Origin of the sequence: Nonomuraea sp. NPDC048882, assembly GCF_040649755.1 — a bacterium.
In the GTDB taxonomy this organism is placed as follows: domain Bacteria; phylum Actinomycetota; class Actinomycetes; order Streptosporangiales; family Streptosporangiaceae; genus Nonomuraea; species Nonomuraea maheshkhaliensis.
Map to the genome: position 1 here is coordinate 681746 of NZ_JBEZGB010000001.1, position 16090 is coordinate 697835.

Annotated in this window: 12 protein-coding genes; 7 read left to right on the forward strand and 5 right to left on the reverse strand. The window is 72.2% G+C overall.

What is annotated here, in order from left to right; genetic code table 11:
* Positions 1-172: 172 nt before the first annotated feature.
* Entirely contained in the window at positions 173-2017 is a 1845-nt protein-coding gene (gene dnaG / locus AB0C27_RS02905; RefSeq protein ID WP_357836864.1) for a DNA primase, read from the reverse strand.
* Positions 2018-2201: 184 nt separating this feature from the next.
* Between dnaG and AB0C27_RS02910 the strand changes: the two genes are divergently transcribed.
* From AB0C27_RS02910 to AB0C27_RS02920, 3 genes are all read left to right on the forward strand, one after another.
* Positions 2202-3122 (forward strand): M23 family metallopeptidase, encoded by a 921-nt coding sequence (locus AB0C27_RS02910; RefSeq protein WP_357836867.1) that lies wholly within the window; start codon positions 2202-2204, stop codon positions 3120-3122.
* Positions 3123-3235: 113 nt separating this feature from the next.
* Positions 3236-4066, forward strand: coding sequence for a helix-turn-helix transcriptional regulator (locus tag AB0C27_RS02915; RefSeq protein WP_357836870.1), 831 nt, complete (start codon positions 3236-3238; stop codon positions 4064-4066).
* A gap of 44 nt (positions 4067-4110) precedes the next feature.
* Positions 4111-5073 carry a zinc-binding dehydrogenase gene (locus AB0C27_RS02920; protein WP_357836873.1) on the forward strand — a complete coding sequence of 321 codons (963 nt, stop codon included), beginning with the start codon at positions 4111-4113 and terminating at the stop codon, positions 5071-5073.
* Positions 5074-5101: 28 nt separating this feature from the next.
* On the opposite strand, the gene AB0C27_RS02925 is transcribed toward AB0C27_RS02920, so the two are convergent.
* Positions 5102-6259, reverse strand: a complete 1158-nt coding sequence (locus AB0C27_RS02925; RefSeq protein ID WP_357836876.1) for an FAD-dependent oxidoreductase — start codon at positions 6257-6259, stop codon at positions 5102-5104.
* 155 nt (positions 6260-6414) lie between these two features.
* The gene (locus AB0C27_RS02930) at positions 6415-7635 is read right to left on the reverse strand and encodes a deoxyguanosinetriphosphate triphosphohydrolase (RefSeq protein ID WP_357836879.1); all 1221 of its coding nucleotides are present in this window, start codon (positions 7633-7635) and stop codon (positions 6415-6417) included.
* Between the two features lie 101 nt (positions 7636-7736).
* On the opposite strand from AB0C27_RS02930, the gene AB0C27_RS02935 reads away from it, so the two are divergent.
* The gene (locus AB0C27_RS02935) at positions 7737-9287 is read left to right on the forward strand and encodes a M48 family metallopeptidase (RefSeq protein WP_357836882.1); all 1551 of its coding nucleotides are present in this window, start codon (positions 7737-7739) and stop codon (positions 9285-9287) included.
* Between the two features lie 92 nt (positions 9288-9379).
* Here the strand turns inward: AB0C27_RS02935 and AB0C27_RS02940 are convergent, their stop codons facing one another.
* Entirely contained in the window at positions 9380-10114 is a 735-nt protein-coding gene (locus tag AB0C27_RS02940; RefSeq protein WP_357836883.1) for a phosphotransferase, read from the reverse strand.
* A 229-nt stretch (positions 10115-10343) separates the two neighbouring features.
* On the opposite strand from AB0C27_RS02940, the gene AB0C27_RS02945 reads away from it, so the two are divergent.
* The 3 genes from AB0C27_RS02945 to AB0C27_RS02955 all read left to right on the forward strand — a co-directional run bounded on the left by AB0C27_RS02945 (position 10344) and on the right by AB0C27_RS02955 (position 13689).
* Complete coding sequence (locus AB0C27_RS02945) at positions 10344-11081, forward strand: hypothetical protein (RefSeq protein ID WP_357836886.1); 738 nt, start codon at positions 10344-10346, stop codon at positions 11079-11081.
* Between the two features lie 124 nt (positions 11082-11205).
* Complete coding sequence (locus AB0C27_RS02950; RefSeq protein ID WP_357836889.1) at positions 11206-12945, forward strand: DUF4832 domain-containing protein; 1740 nt, start codon at positions 11206-11208, stop codon at positions 12943-12945.
* Positions 12946-13143: 198 nt separating this feature from the next.
* On the forward strand, positions 13144-13689 hold the full coding sequence (locus tag AB0C27_RS02955) for a GNAT family protein (RefSeq protein ID WP_357836892.1): 546 nt from the start codon (positions 13144-13146) through the stop codon (positions 13687-13689).
* A 143-nt stretch (positions 13690-13832) separates the two neighbouring features.
* Here AB0C27_RS02955 and AB0C27_RS02960 read toward each other — a convergent pair whose 3' ends face one another.
* Positions 13833-15998 (reverse strand): alpha/beta hydrolase-fold protein, encoded by a 2166-nt coding sequence (locus AB0C27_RS02960; RefSeq protein ID WP_357836894.1) that lies wholly within the window; start codon positions 15996-15998, stop codon positions 13833-13835.
* Positions 15999-16090 lie beyond the last annotated feature (92 nt).

Consider the following 16090-nt stretch of genomic DNA (forward strand, 5'->3'; position numbering starts at 1 on the left):
CCCTGATTTGTGGCTGCGATCGCGTCCTAACTGTTACCGAACGCGAGTGATGAGACGGCCCGGCAGAGCCGTTCCGACGGCGTTCCGGAGGCGCTGCGGCGGGCGTCCAAGCGGCGTCGCGGCGGGCCGTCGTGGGCCGGCCGCCGGCCGCGGAACAGCGCGCCGTCGCCGGTCAGCTGCCGGCGGCGCGGTCGCGCAGGACGCGGCGCTGCTGCTCCAGCGCCACCAGCTCCCCGAACAACTTGTTGTACTCCTGCTGCTCCTCCACCGGGTTGAGCCGCTGGATCCGCGACTTGACCTGGGCGATGGCCCGGTCGACCGCGATGGCCTCGATGGCGGCCAGCATCGCCCCGGCGTAACGCTCCTCGGCGTGGGCGTCGGCCTGGATCGGGTCGACCGCGAACCGGGTCACCAGCGCCCGCGCTCCCTCCTCGTGCGCGTGCTCCAGCAGCCGATCGACCCACTCGCGGCCGCCGTGCCCGGCCGCCGCGAGCCCGCCCGCGGCGGCGATGACCTTGTGCAACATCACGTGCTCAGGAGCGGTGAACGCCTGCGCGTCGAGCGCGTCGAAGCGCGGCCCGATCAGCGCGGGACGCTGCACGGCCAGCTTGAGCAGCTCGCCCTCGACCCGCACGCCCGGGTCGTGCGGGGCCGCCTTGGGGGCCTGCCTGCGCCGGCCCTGCTGCTGGGCGCCGGACACCTCGGAGATGCGCTGCATGACGAAGCGCTCGTCCATGAACCCCAGCCACCGGTCCAGGTCGATGGCGTAGCGCTTGCGCAGGCCCACGTCCTTGATGCCGGCCACGATCGGCGCGGCGGCGTCGAGGGCGGCGATCTTGCCCTCGTTGCTGCGCAGGTCGTAGCGGGAGATCGTGCTCCTGATCGCGAACTGGAAGAGCGGCTCGCGGCTGGCGATCAGGTCGCGCACGGCCGCGTCGCCCTGCTTGACCCGCAGATCGCACGGGTCGAGCCCGTCGCCCTGCACCGCCACGTAGGTCTGGGTGACGAACTTCTGCTCGTCGGCGAACGCGCGCAGCGCCGCCTTCTGGCCGGCCGCGTCGCCGTCGAAGGTGAAGATGACCTCGCCCCGGAATTCGGCCTGATCGAGCAGGAACCGGCGCAGGATCTTGATGTGCTCCTCGCCGAAGGAAGTGCCGCAGGTGGCCACGGCGGTCGGCACGCCGGCGAGATGGCAGGCCATCACGTCGGTGTATCCCTCGACGATCACGGCCTGCGCGCGCTTGGAGATCTCCCGCTTGGCAAGATCAATTCCATAAAGAACCTGGCTCTTCTTGTAAAGCGGGGAGTCAGGCGTATTCAGGTATTTCGGGCCGTCGTCGGAATCGAGCAACTTGCGCGCGCCGAAGCCGATCACGTCGCCGGTGGCGTCCCTGATCGGCCAGATCAGCCGCCCGCGGAACCGGTCGATCGGGCCGCGCCGCCCCTCCCTGACCAGCCCGCCCTTGACCAGCTCGTCGGCGCTGAAGCCGCGGCCCAGGAGATGGCGGGCCAGCGCCTCCCATTCGGCCGGCGCGTAGCCGACCCCGAACGTCTCGGCGTCGGCCCGCTCGAACCCCCGCTCCGACAGGAACCGCCGCCCCACCGCCGCGTCCGGCGACATCAGCTTGTCGGCGTAGAACTCCGCCGCCACCCGGTGCGCCTCGATCAGCCGGGCCCGCTCGCCGTGGTCGCGCCTGGGCACGTAGCCGCCCTGCTCGAACTGCAGCTGGATGCCGGCCCGCTGCGCCAGCCGCTCGACGGCCTCGCTGAACGACAGGTGCTCGATCTTCTCGACGAACGTGATCACGTCGCCGCCCTCGGAGCAGCCGAAGCAGAAGTACATCCCCCGCTCGGGGGTGACGTTGAACGACGGGCTCTTCTCGTCGTGGAAGGGGCACAGGCCCTTGAGGTTGCCCCCTCCGGCGTTGCGCAACTGGATGTGCTCGCCGATCACGTCGGCGATGGGGGAGCGCTCGCGTACGAGGGCGATGTCGACATCACGGATCCGGCCAGCCACGCCGGGAAGTCTATTCCGCCCCACCGACGGTTCCCGACCGGCCGGGTGTCCCCGGTATGGGGAGCGGGGAGGAAGCCGGAGGTTACCTCTCGGCTGCTAAAGGGGGAAAGCGGCCATGCGGGGGCTCCCGGTCGGCTACAAAGGTAAAGGTTGTCGGTGGAAAACGGTGACACGGGTGGAGAACATGCGATCGGGGCATATCGGACGATGGGCGGCCGTCACAGGCGCCGTGCTGCTGACCGGCGCGTGCACCCAGGCCACCGGGCTGGCGGGCGTCGGCGCCGGGGCCGGAGGAGTAGCCGGATCGCCCTCCGCGGTCGCCGTCTCGGGCACTCCGTCGGCCACCGCCACGACCCCGAGCCCGACCCCGCAGCCGCAGGCGGCCGAGCAGCCGCCCCAGGCCGACGACCCGGTGAACGTCCCGCCGCCAAAGTTGTCGAAGTACAGCTACGCCTTCCCGGTGAAGGGCTGCAAGACCACCTACCAGCGCAAGCTGCTCGTGCTGCCCAAGACGACGATCTGGGCGCCGCAGGGCTGCTCGTTCGTGGCGCCCGTCGAAGGCGTCGTGGACGAGGTGAACACCCAGGACAGGTGGCAGCCGGGCACCGACGCGGGCGCCGACCGCGAGGGCAGGTTCGTCACGATCATCGGTGACGACGGCGTTCGCTACCTGGGCGGCCACCTCGACTCGATCGCCGACGGCGTCAAGCCGGGCGCCAAGGTCAAGAAGGGCCAGCTGCTGGGCAAGGTGGGCCGCACGGGCAACGCCCGCGACACCGGGTCCAACCTCTACTTCGCGATCTCGTGGAAGACCGGCCCGGCCTTCTGGTGGGTGCGCAGGGGCATGGTCGAGCCGTGGGACTACCTCGACGCCTGGAAGAAGGGCAACCGCACGTACTCCCCCCGGGAGGAGACGATGAAGCTGCGCGGCAAGCTGGGCGAGACGCCGCCCTGCTCCGTGCAGTGCGCGTCGCGGCAGGCGACGACGCCGCAGAGCGGCAAGCCGACCAAGACGCCGAGGCCGCGCAGGAGCTCCGACAGCGACGCCGAGCGCAACCCGACGGCGACGGACCCCCTGACCGACGGCGGCGTCTCGGCCGGCTGAGCACGGCTGAGCACGGTTGAGCACGGCTGAGCACGGCTGAGCACGGCTGAGCACGGCTGAGCACGGCCGGGGGTGCGATGAACAGGGCCGGCCGGGGCGCATAGGGTGTGCTGGTGACTGCCAGCCGAGGCCGCCGTGACCAGCTCAAGGAGTTCCTGCGGGCCAAGCGGGAAGCGCTCACCCCGGCCGAGGCGGGCATGCCCTCCGGAGGGCGTCGCCGTACTCCCGGTCTGCGCCGGGAAGAGGTGGCGGTGCTCGCCGGTGTGGGGGTGTCCTGGTACACCTGGCTGGAGCAGGGACGCGACATCAAGGTCTCCGATGCCGTGCTCGACGCGGTCGCCCGCGCGCTGAGGCTCGACGAGGCCGAGCGGGCGCACCTGTACGTGCTCGCCGGGCTGAATCCACCCGACCCCGCGGGCCGGCCGGGCGCGCCGGTGAGCGAGCAGCTGCGCGCGGTGCTGGACGCGTGGATGCCCAATCCGGCCCACGTCCTGGACCGGCACTACAACCTGGTGGCGATGAACGACGCGGCCAGGTGGGTGTTCGGGTTCGACGACGACGTACGGAACTGCATGGTGGCGTTCTTCACCCACCCGACCTACCGCGGCAGGTTCACCGAATGGCACGAGTTCGCCCCTGACATGGTGGCCGACTTCCGTGCGAGCGCGGCCCGATATCACGACGATCCGGTCTTCGGGCTGATCGCCGCCGACCTGTGCGCGGCCAGCGCGGACTTCGCCGAGCTGTGGGCGCGGCCGGACGTCCGTTCCCGCTCCCAGGGGATCAAGGCGATCACCCACCCCGAGGCCGGGGAGCTCACCTTCGAGTACTCGCTGCTGCGGCTGCCGGACCGCGCCGACCTCAACGTGGTGCTGCACACGCCGCGTCCCGGCACCGGCGCCAAGGAGAAGGTGGAAAGCCTGGTGGTGGCAGACCCAGGATGAGCTGACACTGCCATGACGGAGGCCGTCCCAGCACGATGGACGGCATGAGAGCGATCACGATTCCCGAGTTCGGCGGCGCCGACGTCCTGCGCCTCGACGAGGTCGAGGTTCCCGAGCCAGGACCGGGGCAGGTCTCCATCGACGTGGCCTACGCGGGCGCCAACTTCGCCGAGATCCTCTACCGGCGGGGCGTGGTGGACGTCCCGCTGCCGTTCGTTCCCGGCATCGAGGTGTCCGGCCGCATCAGGGCGCTCGGCCCCGGCGTCGAAGGGCTGCGCGGGGGGCAGCCGGTCGCCGCGCTGACGATCGTCGGCAGCGGCGGCTACGCCGAGGTGGTGACCACCTCCGCCGCCCTGGTGGCCCCGCTGGACGGCTACGACCTCGGGCTGGGCCTCGCGGCGGCGCTGCCCTCCAACAGCGCCACCGCGTTCCTCGTGCTCGACCGCGTGGCCCGCATCGCGCCCGGGGAGGACGTGCTGGTGCACGCCGCCGCCGGAGGTGTGGGCAGCCAGCTCGGCCAGGCCGCCAAGCTGCTGGGCGCGGGCCGCGTGGTGGGCGCCGTGGGCAGCCCCGCCAAGATCGAGGCGGCCAGGGCGTTCGGCTACGACGAGGTGGTGCTCCGCGATGAGGTGGCCGCGGCCGGTCGGTTCGACGTCGTGGTGGACATGGTCGGCGGTACGGCCCGCCGCGGCAGCCTGGACCTGCTGGCGCCGATGGGCCGGATGGTGGTGATGGGCAACGCCTCCGGCGCCGAGGACGTCGGGATCTCGGCCAATGAGCTGTGGTTCACCAACAGGACCGTTTCCGGGTTCAATCTCGCCGCGTTCTCCGCCGCCTTCCCCGAAGAGGCGGGCCGGGCGCTGCACCGGGCCGTGGCCGCGGCCGCGAGCGGAGAGCTCCGGGTGCGGGTCGAGTCGCTGCCGCTGGAGCAGGCCGCGCAGGCGCACCGCCGCATCGAGACCGGCCGCACCACCGGCAAGCTCGTGCTCGAAGTCGAACGACTCTGAGGCGGCCGGCCGGCGGTGGCCACCGTGCTCAGCCCGACGACAGCTCCTTGACGTCGACCTGGGCGCCTGACCTGATCAGCTCCTGGATGCCGTCCACGACGTCCCACGTGTTGACGTTCATGCCGGCCACCACCCGGCCGTCGCGCAGCCAGTAGACGATGAACTCCAGGCTCTCGGGGTCGCCCCGGTAGACGATCTCGTCGTGGCCCTCGATGTCGCCGGAGAACTCCATGCCCAGCTCGTACTGATCGGTGAAGAAGTAGGGCAGCCGGTCGTGGACCACTTCCTGACCGAGCATGGACCGCGCGGCCACGGGGCCGCCGTGCAGGGCGTTGGCCCAGTGCTCGACGCGGATGTGCCGGCCGTACACCGGGTGCAGGAACTCGGCCACGTCGCCCGCCGCGTACACGTCGGGGTGGGAGGTGCGCAGGGAGGCGTCGGTGCGGATGCCCTGGCCGACGTCGAGGCCCGCGTTGCGGGCCAGGCCGACCTCCGGTGCGGCTCCGATGCCGGCCACGACCAGGTCGGCGCTCAGGCGCTCGCCCGAGCTGAGCCGCACGCCGTCCTCGGTGATCTCCGCCGCGGCGATGCCGAAGCGCAGGTCCACGCCCTTGCTCGCGTGCAGGCGGGCGAAGAGGGCGCCGAGCTCGGGGCCGAGCGCCCGGTTGAGCGCGGTGGGCTCGGGCTCGACGACGGTGACCGCGCAGCCGGCCGCCCGCGCCGCTGCGGCGGTCTCCAGGCCGATCCAGGACGCGCCGACGACCAGCACGGAGCCGCCCTCGGCGAAGCGCCGCCGCAGCGCCTCGCTGTCTCCGACCGTACGCAGGTAGTAGGCGGGTCCGGGCAGCCGCCTGGGCACGGCGCCGGTGGCGATCAGCAGCTTGTCGTACGGCTGCCGGGAGCCGTCCCCGAGCCGCACCAGGTGGTGACCCAGGTCGATCTGGGTGACCGGCGTGCCGAGCCGCAGATCCACGCCGTTGTCGGCGTACCACTCGGGGGCGTGGACGAAGATGTCGTTCCGCTCGCTCCTGCCCTGGAGGTACTCCTTGGACAGGGGTGGTCTCTCGTAGGGCCGTTCGCTCTCGGCGCCGATCAGCACGACCTCGCCGTCGAAGCCTTCTTCACGCAGCGTCTGCGCCGCCTTCGCCCCGGCCAGTCCGGCACCGACGATCACATATGTGGCCATGGGCGCAGTATCCGCCCGGCGGGGGTCCTCGCGAAAGCGGCTCGTCCCGGAGAGCCCGGCTCGTTGACGAAGCCTTAACCAGAAGATCGGCCGCAGAGGCCCGATCAAGGGCCTGATCAACGGCCTGATCAAGGGGGTCGGTCAGAGTGGATCGGTCAGTGGGAGAGCCGGCGGTGCCAGCTCACCGCCGAGGTGTCGGTGAGCGAGGCGATCTGGTCGATCACCACGCGCACGCGGGCGGCGTCGTCCGGCGCCTCCAGGAAGGCGGGCCTGAAGGCGGGCTCAAGCGTGTCCGGCGCGCCGAGCGTGATCAGCGAGGCCAGCTCGGTGATGAGGTCGCGCTGCCTGGCCTGCTTGGCGTGATGGTCGTCGGTGGTCATCACGTAGTGGGCGGTGACGCCCTTGAGCAGCGCGCACTCCAGCCTGGTGGCGTGCGGCACGACCAGGTCGGCGCGGTGGCGCGAGCCGTGCACCTCCCTGGTGGCGGCCTGCGCGGAGCGGCAGAAGCGGCCGATGAGACCGCTGGTGAGGGCCTTGAGGCCGGCCAGGTCGGCGATCGTGGCGGCGAAGCGGCGCGGCCAGAGGGGGTCGTCGATCAGCTTGGTGAAGACCTCCTCCAGCTCGCCGAGGTCGGCGCCGGGGGCGTACCAGGTGCGGGTGATCTCGCACACCTGGGCGCGTTCGGCCGGCGACTGGAGCGCCTCGGGGGTGACGTGGCCGGAGTGCAGGGCGTCCTCCAGGTCGTGCACGGAGTAGGCGACGTCGTCGGCCCAGTCCATGATCTGCGCCTCGAAGCTCACCCGCCCGGCCGGCGCGCCCTCCCTGATCCACTCGAACACCGGCAGGTCGTCGTCGTACACCCCGAACTTGGGCGATTCGCGGCAGGTCCACGGATATTTGATGGAGGCGTCCAGGACGGCGCGGGTCAGGTTGAGACCGGCGCTGCGCCCGTCCTCGGTGAGCACCTTGGCCTCCAGCCTGGTGAGCAGGCGCAGGCTCTGGGCGTTGCCCTCGAAGCCGCCGCACGAGCTCGACAGCGCGTTGAGCGCCACCTCCCCGTTGTGCCCGAACGGCGGATGCCCCAGGTCGTGCGCCAGGCAGGCGGTCTCGACCAGGTCGGGGTCCACACCGAGGGTGGCGCCCATCTCCCTGCCGACCTGGGCGCACTCCAGGGAGTGGGTCAGGCGGGTGCGGGGGATGTGCTGGCCGCCGCCGAGCGTCTCTCCCGGGCCGACGACCTGCGTCTTCGCGGCCAGTCTCCTGAGCGCGGCGCTGTGCAGGACGCGGGCACGGTCCCGCTCGAACGCGGACCGTTCCGGATTGCCGGGAAGTTCCGGAACCCAACGCTCTTGGTCATGCTCGTCGTAGTACGGCATCAGTGAAGCGATTTTATCCAGTTTCCCGTCTCCGCTAGTGTCGAGCCTCGCGAGAACCCCTTCCCCGGGAGCCCTCCCCCATGACGACAGCGTTTCGAGCAGTGCTGGCTTTTACCCTGCTCGCCGGCTTCTACATCCTGGTCGGCCTCATCGTGGCCGCCGCCATCTTCCTCGACGTCCTGCTCATCATCGACTTCCACGCCACCGCGCTCAAGTTCGCGATCGTGCTCACGCTGGCGGCGGGCGCTCTGGTCAGGACGCTGGTGATGGTCAGCCGCCGCCGTGACGGCGAGCAGCCCGGCGTGCCGGTGGGACGCGAGCACGAGCCGGTGCTGTGGCAGACGGTCGAGGAGCTGGCCCAGCGCGTGCGCACGGCCCCGCCCGACGAGATCCGCCTGGTCCCCGAGGTGAACGCTGCCGTCTCGGAGGACACCCGCTTCCTGGGGCTGAAGGCGACGCGGCGGCGCATGTTCATCGGGCTGCCGCTGCTGCAGACGCTCACGGTGAACGAGCTGCGCGCGGTGCTCGGGCACGAGCTCGGCCACTACAGCGGCGCCCACACGCGCCTGGGCGCGCCGGTCTACCGGGGCCGGGTCTCGCTCATCGCCACCGTCCAGGGGCTGCGCAACCATCCGTTCGTGCAGCGCCTGTTCACCTGGTACGCCAAGCTCTACCTCCGGGTCTCGCAGGCCGTCTCGCGCAAGCAGGAGCTGGAGGCCGACCGCTTCGCCGTCGCGATCGGCGGCCGGCAGGCCACGTCAGGGGCGCTGCGGAAGATCCGCCTGACCGCGGCCGGCTGGGAGACCTACGTCGACAGCTACCTGATCCTGACCGGCGCGGGCGGCACCAGGCCGGCGACGGTGTTCGGCGGCTTCCACGCGCTCATGAGCGACCCCGAGCGGCAGGCCGAGCTGGCCAGGCTGAGCGAGCAGCCCGAGGAGGTCTCACCGTACGACTCCCACCCCAGCATGGCCGAGCGCCTGGCCGCGATCGAGCACCTCGACGAGCCGCAGCAGGTGCCCGACCCGCGCTCCGCCCTGACTCTGCTCATCGACCCGAACGTGGCGGTGCAGGCCGTGGAGCAGTCGATGTGGTCGCCCGACGCGGCGGCGACGCTGCGGCCGGTGCCGTGGGAGGAGCTGGTCTCGCACGCCATGTACGCCGGCCGCAACGCCGACGCCCTGCACGACCTGGCGGTGGCCGGGCAGCAGGTGATGGGGGCCTCGCGGCCGTACCTGGACGCGGCGTTCGAGGCCATCGCGCGGGGGCGGCAGGCCGAACTGGAGGCCAAGCTGCTGGAGAGCGGCTGGAACCCCTCCCCTACCCTGCTGGCCGGGGTGCTGGGGCAGGCGCTGGAGGCGGTGCTGATCCAGCTCGGCGAGGCCAAGTGGACGCTGTCGTGGTCGGGGCCGGCGCGGCTGCTGTTCGACGACGGGGAGGAGGTGGCCCTGTCGGAGTACGCGGCCCAGGTGGCGACGAACCCGGAGGCCGTGGGCGGGCTGCGGCAGTGGCTGGGCGACCACGGGATGCGCCACGACTACGTACCGATCGAGGAACCGCCCGCCCCTGACCCCGCCGCCCCGCAACCGGCCCCGGCGCCACCAGCCCTGGCGCAACCGGCCCCGGCCGACCTGCACCACCTGCCGAGCTGACCGGCCGCCCGGAGCCGGCGGAGGACTCGTCCGAGAGCCCCGCCGCGCTCGTCGGGCGTCAGCGGAGGGCTCGCCCGAGAACCAGGTCGGGCTCAGCGGAGGGCTCGTTCGAGGTCGGCGCGCTGTGCGGCGACCCAGTCGCGGGCGGCGCCCACCCGCTCGACGACCCCGTCCGCGACCAACCGGACGGCGTGCGGCAGGCCGGCCGCCGCGTCCGCCACTATGCCGTCGCGGCACCGCTCCTGCCACCACAGCACGGTCGGCACCACCTCACCGCGCTCCGCCAGTCCGTAGCCGTCGCAGATCACCCGCATCCGCCGCGCGGCCACGCCCGGCTCCGCGCCGGGCCCGAGGCCGGCGTACTGCCAGCACACGTGGGCCACGTCGTGGATCCGCCGCCCCGGCCCGGCGAGGTCCCAGTCGATGAACGCCACCGGCCGCAGCCCCGCCCCCTCGTCCCGGTAGACGGTGTTCTTCGGCGACAGGTCGTTGTGGCAGACCACCTCGTCGTCGCCGGCCTGCGGGGTGCCCGCGGTCAGGTCGTGGAACTCGCGGACGAGGGCGGCCACCCGGGCCAGGCTCTCGTCCGAGCCGACGCCGTCCGGCTGGACCTCCTCCCACGCGACGTGCCCGTCCACGTACCCCAGGATCTCGCGGCCCTCGCCGTCGAGGCCGAGGAAGCGCGGCGCGCCCCGCCAGCCGCTCCGCTCGAACAGGCGCAGCACCTCGTGCACGTACGCGGCCCGCTCTGAGGGACGGCGGCGGACGGTGTCGCCGACGCGGACGACGGCGTTGACGAACCCTCCCGGAAGTGGTGTCTCAGGCATGAGTCCCAGCCTGCCCGATCACCACCCGCCCGCGCGACGCCCGCTCATCCTCGGCCGATCGTGCCAAGATCGATCACCTCAGGTGACGAGTCTGTGGCATCGCGGCGGATGAGGCGGAAAGTCGCGCGCGGGAGGGCCGCGCGGCAAGAGTTTTTCCCGACCGTCTTGCCACACTCCGATCAGTGGCCTTACGGTCACCCTTAGCATTCGCCCGGACCAAGGAGGCGCTGTGAGCAGGCATGACGGCGGAACCCGGCAGGGCTCTTCGATGCTGCCCCACATCGCCTGGCGGCTGGAGGCGATGATCGCGGCCATCGCCGAGCGCCGCGCCCCCGCCACCGGCCCGATCGCGCAAGCGCTGCGGAAGGTGCCGCGCCACTGGTTCGTCCCCTCGCAGGGCCTCGCGCTCGACGACGACGGCGGCGCCGTGCCGATCGACCGCGACACCGATCCGCACGGCTGGTGGGACGCCGTCTATTCCGGCAGCCCGATCGCCACCCCGCGCCCCTCCGAGCGCGGCGGCACCGCCTACACCTGCGTCAACCCCGCCCCCAGCGCCGTGGCCGACCTGCTGGAGCTGCTCGAGGTCGGCCCCGGACAGCGGGTGCTGGAGGTCGGCACGGGCAGCGGCTGGGTGACCGCGCTGCTGTGCCGGCTGACGGGCGAGGCGGGCGGCGTCACGTCGATCGAGAGCGATCCGGCGGTGGCGGAGGCGGCGGGCCGCAACCTGGCCGCCGCGGGGATACGGCCGCACCTGTTCGTCGGCGAGGGGGCGCGCGGGTGCCCGGAACGGGGGCCGTACGACCGCGTGCTCGTGCTGGCGGGCTCGCCTGAGTCGTGGACCGGGCAGACCCGGCCGGGGGCGGTGATCGTGGACGCGCGCGACGGGCACGCGGGGCACACGGGGCACGCGCACAGGACCGTCACCCCGTCGGCCGAATATTACTCGGGACTCCCTGATTATTAAAGCTCCACCCCCGACTACTACCAGCGCGCGCTGACCGGGGTCTTGACTTAATTCGCATGGATTCCATGATTAGTCGCAAGCAATCCGCGAACATCCCGCCGGCCTGCCTGCCTCTAGGAGCGCCATGCCCAAGCTCGCACGCGGTCTCACCCTCCTCCTCTTCCTGTGCGCGTCGGTCCTCGTCGCGCCCTCCCCCGCGCTGGCCGCCATCACCGGCCATTCGGCCACCGACACCGCCACGACGGTGACGTACCAGTTCGGCTACACCGGCAGCCCCGCCTACACCCGCACGTACGTCGACACCGACCGCAATCCCGCGACCGGCTTCGCCCAGGGCGGAGCCGGCGCCGACTTCTTACTGGAGAACGGCTCCCTCTACCGCCACAACGGCGGCGGCTGGAGCTGGACGCTCGTGGGCACGGTCACCCACTCGGCCACCGGCGGCACGGCCAGGTGGACGGTGCCACGCGCGAGCCTCGGCGAGAGCGCCACCCCCAACGACGCCGACCTCGTCTTCCAGGTGGAGTCGCCGCTGGAGACGTCCGCCAAGTACACCCACGTCTACAGCGGAGGGGGTGGCGGCAACGGCACCGTCACCTACACCCCCACCAGCGCCGACTTCGCCAACCCCGAGCGCGGCCTCTACCACCACACCGGAGACTGCGACAAGAACGACTTCTCCCTGGCGACCCTGCAGAGCTACCGCACGAGCCAGAACATCTCCCTGGTGATGTGCGTGTTCTACCTGGCCGAGTTCAAGACCACCCCGATCGGCGCGGCCGCCCTGCAGCAACTGCAGCAGCAGCTCGACACCGTACGGGCGGCGGGCCTGAAGATGATCCTGCGCTTCGCCTACACCACCTCGACCGACGGCGCCGACGCCGCCAAGGACCGGGTGCTCGCCCACCTCGACCAGCTCGCCCCCTACCTGAGTGCCAACAGGGACGTCATCTACCTCATGCAGGCCGGCTTCATCGGGGCCTGGGGCGAGTGGTACTACACCCAGAACTTCGGCAACGCCGGCACGGTGACCGCGGCCGACTGGGCCAACAGGAAGGCCGTCGTGGACAAGCTCCTCAGCGTCCTGCCGTCGACCCGGATGGTGCAGCTGCGTACGCCGAAGTTCAAGCGCACGATGTACACCACCAGCCCGGTGACCTCCGGCCAGGCCTACGGGGGCTCGGCCGTGGCGCGGCTCGGGCACCACAACGACTGCTTCCTGGCCAGCCCGGACGACTACGGCACGTACGAGGACCCGGCCGTCGAATATCCCTACCTCGGCTCCGACACCGCGTACGTCGCCATGGGCGGCGAGACCTGCAACCCCAACCCGCCCCGCTCCGACTGCCCCACCGCCATGGACGAGCTGTCGCGCTTCCACTACTCCTACCTGAACACCGACTACCACACCGGCGTGCTCGGCAGCTGGAACACCGGCGGCTGCCTGGCCGAGATCACCCGCCGCCTCGGCTACCGCCTCGCCCTGACCACCGGCACCTACCCCGCCACCGCCCCCCGTGGCGGCGGCCTGCCGGTCAGCATCACCCTGCGCAACGACGGCTACGCCGCCCCCTTCAACCCGCGCGGGCTGGAGCTGGTGCTGCGCAACACCGCCACCTCGGCCCTGCACCGCTTCCCGCTCACCGCCGACCCGCGCAGGTGGCAGGCCGGCGCCACGAACACGATCACGCAGACGATGCCGCTGCCCGCGTCCCTGCCGGCCGGCACGTATGCACTGCTCCTCAACCTGCCCGACCCGCAACTGCCGTCCAGGCCGGAGTACGCGATCCGGCTCGCCAACGACGGCGTCTGGGAGGCCACGACCGGCCTGAACAGCCTCCGCCACACGGTGACCGTGAACTGACCCTCACCCGCCGGCCCGTCACCCTCCGGGGCGGTGACGGGCCGGCCCTCACCCAACGCCTGCCGACGCCGGCGGCGGGCTCCACAGCCGATCGGCGGGACGAGCGCGTTCTGGCCCATCGACCTCGCGAAGTGTAATGATCGTCGGGTGGTGAAAAGGGTTTGACGGGGTGTGGTGGGGGTCTGGACGATCGGGTCTGTGAACGTTGAATTCTCTCGGTTCTCCCCCGACGACGCCGATGCCCTGGTCGAGTTTCTGACCGGCGAGGAGTGGCCCTTCCATGCGAGCGTCCAGGAGGAGACGGCCATCCGGCGGCGGGTCGCCGACGGCGTCTACGACGACGCGGACAACCGTACGTTCTGGCTGGTCTCCGACGGGGAGCGGGCCGGGCTGGTGCGGCTGCACGACCTGACCGACTGGACGCCCATGTTCGACCTGCGGATCCGGGCCGCGTGGCGAGGGCGGGGGCTCGGTACGGCGACGCTGAAGTGGCTGACCGGCTACCTGTTCGAGCAGTTCCCCGCGTTCAACCGGATCGAGGCGAACACGCGGCAGGACAACCTGGCCATGCGGGCCGTCTTCCGCCGCTGCGGTTACGTGAAGGAGTCGCACTACCGGGAAGCCTGGCCGGCGCCGGACGGCCCGGTGTACGACTCCGTGGGGTACGCGATCCTGCGGCGGGACTGGGTCTCCGGGACGACCACCCTGCCCGACTGGGACGACGAGCCGACGAGCGTCGCCTGATCAGGCGGGCAGGGTGAGGTGAGGGAAGCGTCCGTCACGTGACGGCTCAGGTGCCCCAGTGGTCGGCAGGGCGTCCGTCACGTGACGGCTCAGGCGGCCCCAGTGGTGGCAGGGTGGCGGGCAAACGCCCCTGACGTGACAGCTCAGGCGGCGGGCAACGTGGTGAGGAAGACGTCGCCGTTGCCCGGTGCGGTGCCGCCTGCCGGGGTTCCGTAGGTCAGGCCCGTGACGGCCACCTGGCCCGAGGGGGTCGGGGTGGCGTACAAACCGGGCTCGGCGAACGGGTCCACGCCGTCGTCGCGGGCCGTCCCGAGCTGGGTGGCGGCGCGCTGGGCCCCCTTGGCGTCCAGACGCAGCACCAGTACGTCGGCGCCGCCCGCCGGCACGCCGACCCGGCCCCGCGTATAACCGACGACCTGCACCTCCCCGCCCGCGAGCGGGGTCACGGCGGCGCCCTCGTCGGCCTGGGGCGTGGCCAGTACGTGCTGCCAGCGGCGCGCGCCCTTGCCGGTGTAGGCGACGGTGAGCGCGTCCCCTGCCGACAGGCCCGTGGCGACGGCCAGGCCGGTGGTGGTGACGGTGACCGCGTTCAGCCGGTCGTCCTCCGGGCCGCCGGCGGTGGTGGCCCACTGCCGGGTGCCGTCCGTGGTGTAGGCGGCGATCCAGCCGTCCAGGCCGCCGAGGGCGGTCGTGCCGGGCAGGGCGGCGGAGGCGCTGCCGGTCACGTGGACGGCCGAGGTGCCTACGGCGATGCCGGCCGCCTTGTCCTCGCCGGGGCCGCCGTACTGGCGGATCCAGGACAGCGCGCCGTCCGGGGTGAGGCGGGCGACGATGGCGTCCTTGTCGCCGGCGTTCTGGCCGTCGAGCGACCCCTTGGTGTAGCCGGCGACGTACGCGCCCCCGTCGGGAGCGGCGCTCAGCGCGTAGAGGCGGTCGGCTGCCGCCGGGTCGCCGAACTGGGTGAGCCAGCGCACCTCGCCGGCGGCGTCCAGCCGGACCACGAAGGCGTCGTCGGCGGCGTTGCCCGGATGGCGGCCGTCCAGGTCGCCCTTGGTGTAGCCGGCCGCGAGCACGCCCCCGTCGGGCAGGGCCGCGACGCCGTACAGGCGCTCGTCCGCCGCCGTGCCGAGCTGCCTGGTCCAGCCGCCGGTGTCGCCGGCCTCGTCAGGCGGGGCAACGGCATCGTCCGTCACCGTGCCGGGCTGCGTGCCGGTACGGGTCAGGACGGCGTCCAGGCGGCCGGCGTGCGGCTGCCCCTCGACCGGGCCGCCGGCGGCGTACCCGAGGGTCAGGGAGCCGTCGGCGTGGGCGGCCACGCCGCCGGCCCAGTCGGCGGCGGGCGTCCCGTGCAGCGGGGCGGGCAGGCCGGTCGGCGGGACTACGCTGAGGCCGGGGCCCAGCTCGGCCATGGCCTGCTCGAAGGCGGGCGCCCAGACCGTCCAGTCGTGGCCGCCGTCCATGACGCGCAGCTGCGCGGAGATCGCGGGCGAGCGCCTGGCCGCGTTGTAGAGGGCGGCGGACTCGAAGTCGAGGTCGTGGCGGGCGTCGGCGGGGTCGGGGTTGGCGTACTCGTCGTCGCCGACCGCCACGAACAGCCGGACGGGCAGGTCCTGGTCCAGGCCGGGAAGCAGGGACGGGTAGTTGAGCTCGCGGTAGACGTCCTCCGAGAACTTCGAGCCGCCTTCGCCGAAGGCGCCGTAGTCGCGGGCCGAGGAGTCGGACGGCGGCAGCGGCGCGTACACGGCTGGGCTGAGCACCGCGGCGGCGCCGAACAGGTCCTGGTGCGCGAGCGCGAACCGCAGCGCGCCCGCGCCGCCCATCGAGTAGCCGCCGACCAGGCGGGCCTGCCTGATGGGCGCCGTGCGGTAGGTGGCGTCCACGTGGGCGATCAGGTCCCTGGTCAGGGCGGTCTCCACCGGGCGGCCGGGGAGGTCCGTGCCGGTGTAGCGCGAGTCCACGTACCAGTTGCCGCGCTCGTTCCACGGCGCGTCCGGCATGACGGCGATGACCGGCGGGATGCGCCGGGTGCGGATCATGTCGTCCAGCGTGGTCTTGACGCGGGTCCACGCCTGCATGGTGTCGCCGCGGCCGTGCAGCAGGTAGAGCACGGGGTGGCGGTCCTTGGTCCGGTCGTAGCGGGCCGGGAGGTAGACGTTGTAGGCGATGTCCTCGCCCAGGGCGGGCGACGGGGCCGAGCCGGTGACGATCCGGCCCTCCGCCCGTACGCCCGTCTCACCGGGCCCGGCCGTCAGGCTGAGCGCGGCCACGACCGTGAGCGCGGTGGCGGCGATCCATCGGGGTAAGGGCATCGGACTCTCCTGTAAACGTTTACCGCATGCTGGCGACCGCACGCGTGTTTCGGGAGAGTTTCGTGGGGTTTGTGGGGCTCTGTCAACAGCCC

What these genes read in the sequence shown, in the direction of transcription:
- AB0C27_RS02910 (WP_357836867.1), top strand. Translation starts at nt 2,202, where the DNA reads ATGCGATCGGGGCATATCGGACGATGGGCGGCCGTCACAGGCGCCGTG.
- AB0C27_RS02920 (WP_357836873.1), top strand. Translation starts at nt 4,111, where the DNA reads ATGAGAGCGATCACGATTCCCGAGTTCGGCGGCGCCGACGTCCTGCGC.
- AB0C27_RS02925 (WP_357836876.1), bottom strand. Translation starts at nt 6,259, where the DNA reads ATGGCCACATATGTGATCGTCGGTGCCGGACTGGCCGGGGCGAAGGCG.
- AB0C27_RS02930 (WP_357836879.1), bottom strand. Translation starts at nt 7,635, where the DNA reads ATGCCGTACTACGACGAGCATGACCAAGAGCGTTGGGTTCCGGAACTT.
- AB0C27_RS02940 (WP_357836883.1), bottom strand. Translation starts at nt 10,114, where the DNA reads ATGCCTGAGACACCACTTCCGGGAGGGTTCGTCAACGCCGTCGTCCGC.
- AB0C27_RS02950 (WP_357836889.1), top strand. Translation starts at nt 11,206, where the DNA reads ATGCCCAAGCTCGCACGCGGTCTCACCCTCCTCCTCTTCCTGTGCGCG.
- AB0C27_RS02960 (WP_357836894.1), bottom strand. Translation starts at nt 15,998, where the DNA reads ATGCCCTTACCCCGATGGATCGCCGCCACCGCGCTCACGGTCGTGGCC.